Genomic DNA, 6,259 nt, shown 5'->3' on the forward strand with positions numbered 1-6,259 from the left:
ATCCCCACCTTTTAAAATAGAGAGAGGTTACGTCTGCTTCTTTTTTTCCGGATCGATCTTCCGGATCGAGACGCAGTTTATCACCGGATCGCCGGTTGCGATGTAGCGCTTGATGACCAGTCCGAGCACCTCGACATGGTCGCCCTCCTTCACATCTTCCTGCGGCGTGGTGAACATCTTCACCGAGATTTCTCCGCTCCTGTCAGCGACAACGAACTGAGGCCTGTTCAGGAAACGGAACATCGCTTTTTCAACGATGCCGCGGATCCGTACCGGAGAACCGATCATCGTGGCATTGATCGCCTTGATGCGGTAGTCCTTTGACTCTGCCTCATACACAGGAAGCAGATCGGCATACTGTTTCTGGCTCAAATAGTTCAGGGCCAGCGGTATGATCAGCAGGACAATCAGCGTCGGAACCGCCCAGACGAGAAACGACAGCTCACCGGTCAGTACGACCGTGATGACGATCAAAACTGAAAAAAAGGCGAATACGGCCATCGAAAGGGCCGACATTCGCACATTGACATTTCTGATTTCCATTGTACACACTGCTTACTTGAGTGCGGCAATTTCTTTCTTGAAGGCGACCCAGTAGAGGACACCGACAAAGAGCAGGCCACCGATGGTGTTGCCGATGGTGACCATGATGATATTGTTGGTCCACATGGTGACCCAGTTCAGGCTCTGGAGCTTTGCGCCCACAATCGCCACCTGCTCAGGAGTGAGGTAGGGGGCGGTCATGATACCTGCCGGGATGAAATACATGTTTGCGACACAGTGCTCGAATCCGGTGGAAACGAAAGCCATGATCGGGAACCAGATGCCGAAGAACTTGCCAATCAGGTCGTCGGCGCAGATGCCGAGGAGGATGGCGAGGTTGACGAGCCAGTTACAGCCGATTGCCTTCCAGAAGAGCGACCACTGGGCTGCAAGACCAACATATGAGACCTTTCCTGCGGCGATATTCACAGCAGAAAGACCGAATGCGGTTGCAGTGCCGGCGCCCGCTGCATCCCAGGAGGTAAACGGACCGACGGCCATCAGGTAGGCGTAGACGATCGAACCGATAAGGTTGCCGATATATACCCAGACCCAGAGATTGATCACACTGGCCCACGAGATCTTGTGGATAAACGCGGCCATCGGAGCGAGCATCGCATCGCCGGTGAAGAGTTCAGCACCAGTGAGAACGATGATAATAAGCCCAACAGGGAAAACAGCACCCAGAATGAGTTTTGCGAAACCTGCTCCGAGGAAAGTCGAGACACCCGTGCTACAGACTGTAGCGAGGGCGCCGCCGATGGCGATGTACGCACCGGCCATGAATCCCCTCAGGATCATGTTCCACGCTGGCAGGGACGTCTTATACTTCCCTGCATCGCCTGCTTTGGCGACGATTGCTACTGGAGGATGGAACACCATTCTTCTTACACCTCTTAAACGTCCTACCTATACCAGCACTATAAAGTCTTTCTCGTATAGGCTAAACAACACTCTTGTCAAATCGTATTAAACACTTTCTAATCTGATGCCAGAACTCCCATGACTGTGGGTGTCAGACACCACCGATCAGGATCAAGAAGTAAATATGAAATAGTTTACAAATGGCCAAAATTAATACATATCGCCTCGTCCGACCCCTGATCCCGCCATATTTCAGCCCGAATACGCGCCGAAAACAGGGGATGCCACACCGGGCGCGCAGAATCCAGCATTCACCCGCTTCCTCCCCCGGACAGTCGCCCTGACGAAAAAATGGCCGGATGAAATGCTTTTTCTCATCTGCTCTGCAATATGTATGAGGAAAACCATGTCCGATGGCGCCATCACGTATCAACGAGTATTCCTCATTGCAATCGTTGTCGGGGTCATCTCCGGTGTCGGCGCCCTCCTGTTCTTCGAAGGCCTGAAGATCGGGACACATTTTTTTATGGAGACGATCGTCGGTTATTCCCTGCCTGAGGAGGGGCAGAGTTTCACCGAGATCGCCATGTGGTCCCCACCGCAATCTCCATGGTTGATCCTGCCGGTGATCTGCCTTGGCGGTCTCCTCTCCGGTCTCCTCGTCTATACCTACGCTCCGGAGGCGGAGGGGCACGGGACTGACGCGGCGATCCGCGCCTTCCATGGCGAAGGGAGGATCAGGCGCCGCATCCCCCTCCTCAAGGCGCTGACCGCCATCATCACCATCTCCACCGGCGGAAGTGCGGGGCGTGAAGGTCCCACCGCCCAGATGTCCGCCGGGTTCGGATCGATGGTGGCGGATTTCCTGGGTCTTTCCGAGCGTGAACGCCGCATCGCCATCGCCACCGGCATCGGGGCGGGCATCGGAACGATTTTCAAGGCCCCGCTCGGCGGGGCCATTCTGGCAGCAGAGATCCTCTACACCCGAGACTTCGAATCCGATGCAATAGTACCCGCTTTCCTGGCCTCAGTGATCGGTTATGCAATATTTGGTTTTTTTGAAGGATTTGAACCGGTGTTTTCCCCGGTATCGGTGGACTGGTCGGTTGTGCACCTCCCCTTCTTCCTCCTGCTCGGCGCCTTCTCCGCCGTCTTCGGAATCCTCTATATCCAGACATTTTACGGGACAAAAAAGGTATTTTCGTCGTTTTTCGAGAAGCACCGGATCCCGAACCATATCAAACCCCTCTCCGGCGCCTTCCTGACCGGGGCCATCGTCGTCTCCCTCTGCTACATCTCCCCCGAGACAGCGATGATGGGGCTTGGAGGACTCGGCACCGGCTACGGTTTTGTCCAGCTCGCCCTCTACTCGATGCTGCCCCTCTCGGTCCTGCTCGTCCTCCCCTTCGTCAAGATCCTGACCACATCCCTGACCGTCGGTTCCGGCGGGAGTGGAGGTGTGTTTGCCCCGGGCCTCGTCATCGGCGGTGCCGCCGGAGGTGCCATCGGCATGGCCCTGCACATCGTGATCCCCTCCCTCATCCCCCCGGAGATCATACCAGGCTTTGTGGTCGTGGGGATGATCTCCTGTTTCGGCGCCATCTCACATGCCCCCATCGCCGTGATGATCATGGTGGTAGAGATGACCGGAAACTTTTCCCTTTTTGTACCGGCCATGGGTGCGGTGGCCGTTGCCCATGTGCTCATCGGTGAAAAGACAATTTTTATCGAGCAGGTACCAAACAAGGCACAGTCCGGAGCGCACAGGGGAGAATTCTCCGTCGACGTGCTGGAGGAGATCAGTGTTGAGGAGGTGATGGTGGGGCGCCCTGCCGTCATATCCCTCGACCCCACCGACCCTTGCGAGAAGGTCTTCTCCCTCATCACCACCACACACCATACGGGCTACCCGGTGCTCGAAGGCAACCGGATCGTCGGGATCATCACCACACGGGATGTCCGGGAACTCCTTGCAGACGGGGATCTCTCGCTGCCGGTGAGCGAGCGGATGAGCAGGAATGTGGTGACGATCGCTGAGACCAGCACCCTTGAGGAGGCGCTCCAGGTGATGATCGAGCACGACATCCATCACCTGCCGGTGGTCCGTGAGGATGACCCATTCATTCTCTCCGGTTTTCTGACAAGGACCGACCTGATGCTGGCCCACACCCGCTTCCTTTCCACGAGGAAGTAAACTTTCACCCCGCACACACGGCGATCACTCATATCGGTATGCGGAGAAGATCTTCGCCACCATGCCCGACCCCTGTTTCATCTCATCCATCCTGCATTCATCCGCCATCTCGGTGCTTGTGGCACCGGAGAACATGCTGCGGCGCGTGCTGGAGGAGTGCCTGAATGCTGCAGACAGTCGGGCCCTCTACATCTCCCCCAACTATTCACGCCTGGTCGGAACGATCCGGATCCCTGATCCCGGTTTTTCTGTACGGAGGGCACTTACCGCCTTCCAGGTCATCACCATCCTGCAAACAGCCAGCGAGAGCACTGTCATCATCGAATATGACCGTGAAACCTTCGGTGATCTGACGGAACTGTCCATGGTGTTTGCGGGAGGTTGCCGCGATTTTGCCCTCTCCGCCACCGTCATCATCTGTGCCACCGGGTTCGACCCGACTCTTGCCGCAGTCACAGAACAGGCGGACCGGACAGTTCGAATAGGGAGAGGACATTGATGTGGATCCTTGATCTGGCACCGCACAACGGTGCGGTCGACATCTGGGAGAAGGAGGGGGGCGAGATCAGATGCCGGCGCGAACCGGTTCCTGCTCCCTTTCTCTTCTCTCTTCAGGATCCGCACCTGCACTGGCAGATGATCGAGGCACTCGAGAGAGAAACAGACTGCAGGGAGTGTACATTCAGCACGCTCCATGGTCGGCGAACCGGATATTCCATCACAGCACCCCGCCATACCGCCGAACTGATCGAACAGCAGACACACTACACTGCAGAGGTCTTCAACGTCGATATCCGTCCCGAGCAGCGCCTCTGTGCAGCGTTCGGGGTCACACCCTGTGCCATGCCGGGAGAGGGGGCGTTCACCATATCGCACCAGCACCCCCTCACAACCCTTGAGATTGCCGCACGGGGCAGACCCTACCTCGATCACCACCCTGAGTCCTTTCAGGTGGGAAATACTATGATCAGGGGGCGCTGGACCGGGATGGTCGCCTCCCTTCTGGAGGAGGTTTTCGCTGCAGACCCGGACGTAATTTTTTTCCCGCATGCAGATGTCTGGACGGCAGCGATTGCCCGGACCGCCGAGGTCGAAGGGTTACCATTTTCCTTCAGCAGAAATGGCCGTTATCGCCAGATGCAGGAGTCATCATACGAGAGTTATGGAAAGACCAGGTACCGACCCGGCGCAATCATCCCGGAGGGGCGGGTGCTCATCGATACAGCACAGAGCTTCAATTACCGGGAGGGCGGTCTTGCCGGCGTGCTGGCGCTCTCCCGCCTCACGGCCCTCCCCCCCAACCTCATATGTCGCCTCACGCCCGGTTCCCTGATCTCCGGTTACGAGGTCTTTGAGGCACTGAAACGAGGGATCGCGGTGCCGTTCAGAAAAGGTGATCCTGAAACACCCCGTGCAATCAAAACAGTCCGGGAGGTGGAGCGGGGGGGAATCATTCTCCAGCCAGAACCCGGCATCTACAGCGGCGTAACACAACTCGACTTCACCTCATTCTACCCGACGATCATTGTCAGGCACAACCTCTCCCCCGAGACCATCGACCGACCCGATTCAGGGCAGGGTTTTCTTCCATCGGTCCTCGATCCCCTTCTCAGGTTCAGGATAGAGACAAAAAGGCAGAAAAAAACCGATCCATCTGTGGCAGGCATCGATGCCGTGCTCAAGTGGATGCTTGTCACCAGTTTTGGGTATACCGGCTACAAGAACGCAAAGTTCGGGCGGATCGAGGTGCACGAGCAGATCACGGCAATCGCCAGAGACATCCTTTCGGCATCACGGCGCATCGCCGAGTCAATGGACTATTCTGTCCTGCATGGACTGGTTGACGCCCTCTGGGTGGCCGGAGATGGCGATATCAGGCTTCTCCAGCAGCGGATCGAAGAGCATGCAGAGGTGATGATGGAGGCGGAGCACTATGACTGGGTCGTCTTTCTCCCCCAGTCGGATGGCTCCGGGGCCTATACGTCATATTTCGGCCGCCGTAGCGATAGCAGGATGCGGGTGCGGGGCGTGATGGGGCGTCGGCAGGATACACCAGAGTATATCAGGAGAATGCAGAATGCACTCTTCGAGCAGATGGAAATGGCAGAGTCACCGGCAGACCTTGGAGCGATGTACGGATCTCTCTATGAGATCTATGAGGGTTTTGTCGATGGACTGAGAGAGGCAGATCCCACAGATCTCGCAATCAGGCGCGATCTCAGTTCGCTCGACCGGAAAAAACAGAGTCTCGAAGCATCGGCAGTGGCGGCGTACCGCAATGCAGGTGCCGACCTCTCACCGGGCATGGCAGTCAGGTATGTAGTGGCGGACGCGGGACGGCATCAGGCCGTTCCGGTGTGGGATGCAGAGGAATATGACCACCGCTATTATCGACGAATCCTTGCACAGGCATGGGAAGAAGCGGCATTCGGACTAAGAGCAGCAACAGTAAACAGGAATGCACAATGTTCAGGACGGCAGCCGCTCATGAATCAAGAGATAATCGAACCAGAATAGACATTTTCAATGTAAAGGATGGGATAGCAGCGCACTGTCGTTCCCGAGTGTTCTCACAACTCAGTACCGGACAATACGTAAGTGGGCTTAACTTCTGGGTTCGGAAAGAGTCCAGGTGTATCCCCACTGCTATGGCCGCTA

At 56.6% G+C, this 6,259-nt stretch carries 5 protein-coding genes and 1 rRNA gene; 3 read left to right on the plus strand and 3 right to left on the minus strand.

Features of this window, described 5'->3' with window-relative positions; translation table 11 throughout:
• Positions 1–27 precede the first annotated feature (27 nt).
• Positions 28–543 (minus strand): nucleotide-binding protein, encoded by a 516-nt coding sequence (locus tag CUJ86_RS09610; RefSeq protein WP_130647340.1) that lies wholly within the window; start codon positions 541–543, stop codon positions 28–30.
• 12 nt (positions 544–555) lie between these two features.
• On the minus strand, positions 556–1,425 hold the full coding sequence (locus CUJ86_RS09615; RefSeq protein WP_130647341.1) for a formate/nitrite transporter family protein: 870 nt from the start codon (positions 1,423–1,425) through the stop codon (positions 556–558).
• Positions 1,426–1,801: 376 nt separating this feature from the next.
• Here CUJ86_RS09615 and CUJ86_RS09620 point away from each other — a divergent pair, with 376 nt between their 5' ends.
• The 3 genes from CUJ86_RS09620 to CUJ86_RS09630 all read left to right on the plus strand — a co-directional run bounded on the left by CUJ86_RS09620 (position 1,802) and on the right by CUJ86_RS09630 (position 6,118).
• The gene (locus tag CUJ86_RS09620; protein ID WP_235855636.1) at positions 1,802–3,601 is read left to right on the plus strand and encodes a chloride channel protein; all 1,800 of its coding nucleotides are present in this window, start codon (positions 1,802–1,804) and stop codon (positions 3,599–3,601) included.
• 61 nt (positions 3,602–3,662) lie between these two features.
• Positions 3,663–4,100 carry a hypothetical protein gene (locus CUJ86_RS09625; RefSeq protein ID WP_130647342.1) on the plus strand — a complete coding sequence of 146 codons (438 nt, stop codon included), beginning with the start codon at positions 3,663–3,665 and terminating at the stop codon, positions 4,098–4,100.
• Positions 4,100–6,118, plus strand: coding sequence for a type B DNA-directed DNA polymerase (locus tag CUJ86_RS09630; RefSeq protein WP_130647343.1), 2,019 nt, complete (start codon positions 4,100–4,102; stop codon positions 6,116–6,118). Before CUJ86_RS09625 ends, CUJ86_RS09630 begins: the two co-directional genes overlap by 1 nt.
• A 21-nt stretch (positions 6,119–6,139) precedes the next feature.
• On the opposite strand, the gene rrf is transcribed toward CUJ86_RS09630, so the two are convergent.
• A 5S ribosomal RNA gene (gene rrf, locus CUJ86_RS09635) occupies positions 6,140–6,259 on the minus strand; the annotation flags it as partial.

It is taken from the genome of Methanofollis fontis (assembly GCF_004297185.1).
Lineage (GTDB): Archaea > Halobacteriota > Methanomicrobia > Methanomicrobiales > Methanofollaceae > Methanofollis > Methanofollis fontis.

Excerpts from the sequence above, each read along its gene's own strand:
- CUJ86_RS09610 (WP_130647340.1), bottom strand. The coding sequence starts at position 543 with ATGGAAATCAGAAATGTCAATGTGCGAATGTCGGCCCTTTCGATGGCC.
- CUJ86_RS09615 (WP_130647341.1), bottom strand. The coding sequence starts at position 1,425 with ATGGTGTTCCATCCTCCAGTAGCAATCGTCGCCAAAGCAGGCGATGCA.
- CUJ86_RS09620 (WP_235855636.1), top strand. The coding sequence starts at position 1,802 with ATGAGGAAAACCATGTCCGATGGCGCCATCACGTATCAACGAGTATTC.
- CUJ86_RS09625 (WP_130647342.1), top strand. The coding sequence starts at position 3,663 with ATGCCCGACCCCTGTTTCATCTCATCCATCCTGCATTCATCCGCCATC.
- CUJ86_RS09630 (WP_130647343.1), top strand. The coding sequence starts at position 4,100 with ATGTGGATCCTTGATCTGGCACCGCACAACGGTGCGGTCGACATCTGG.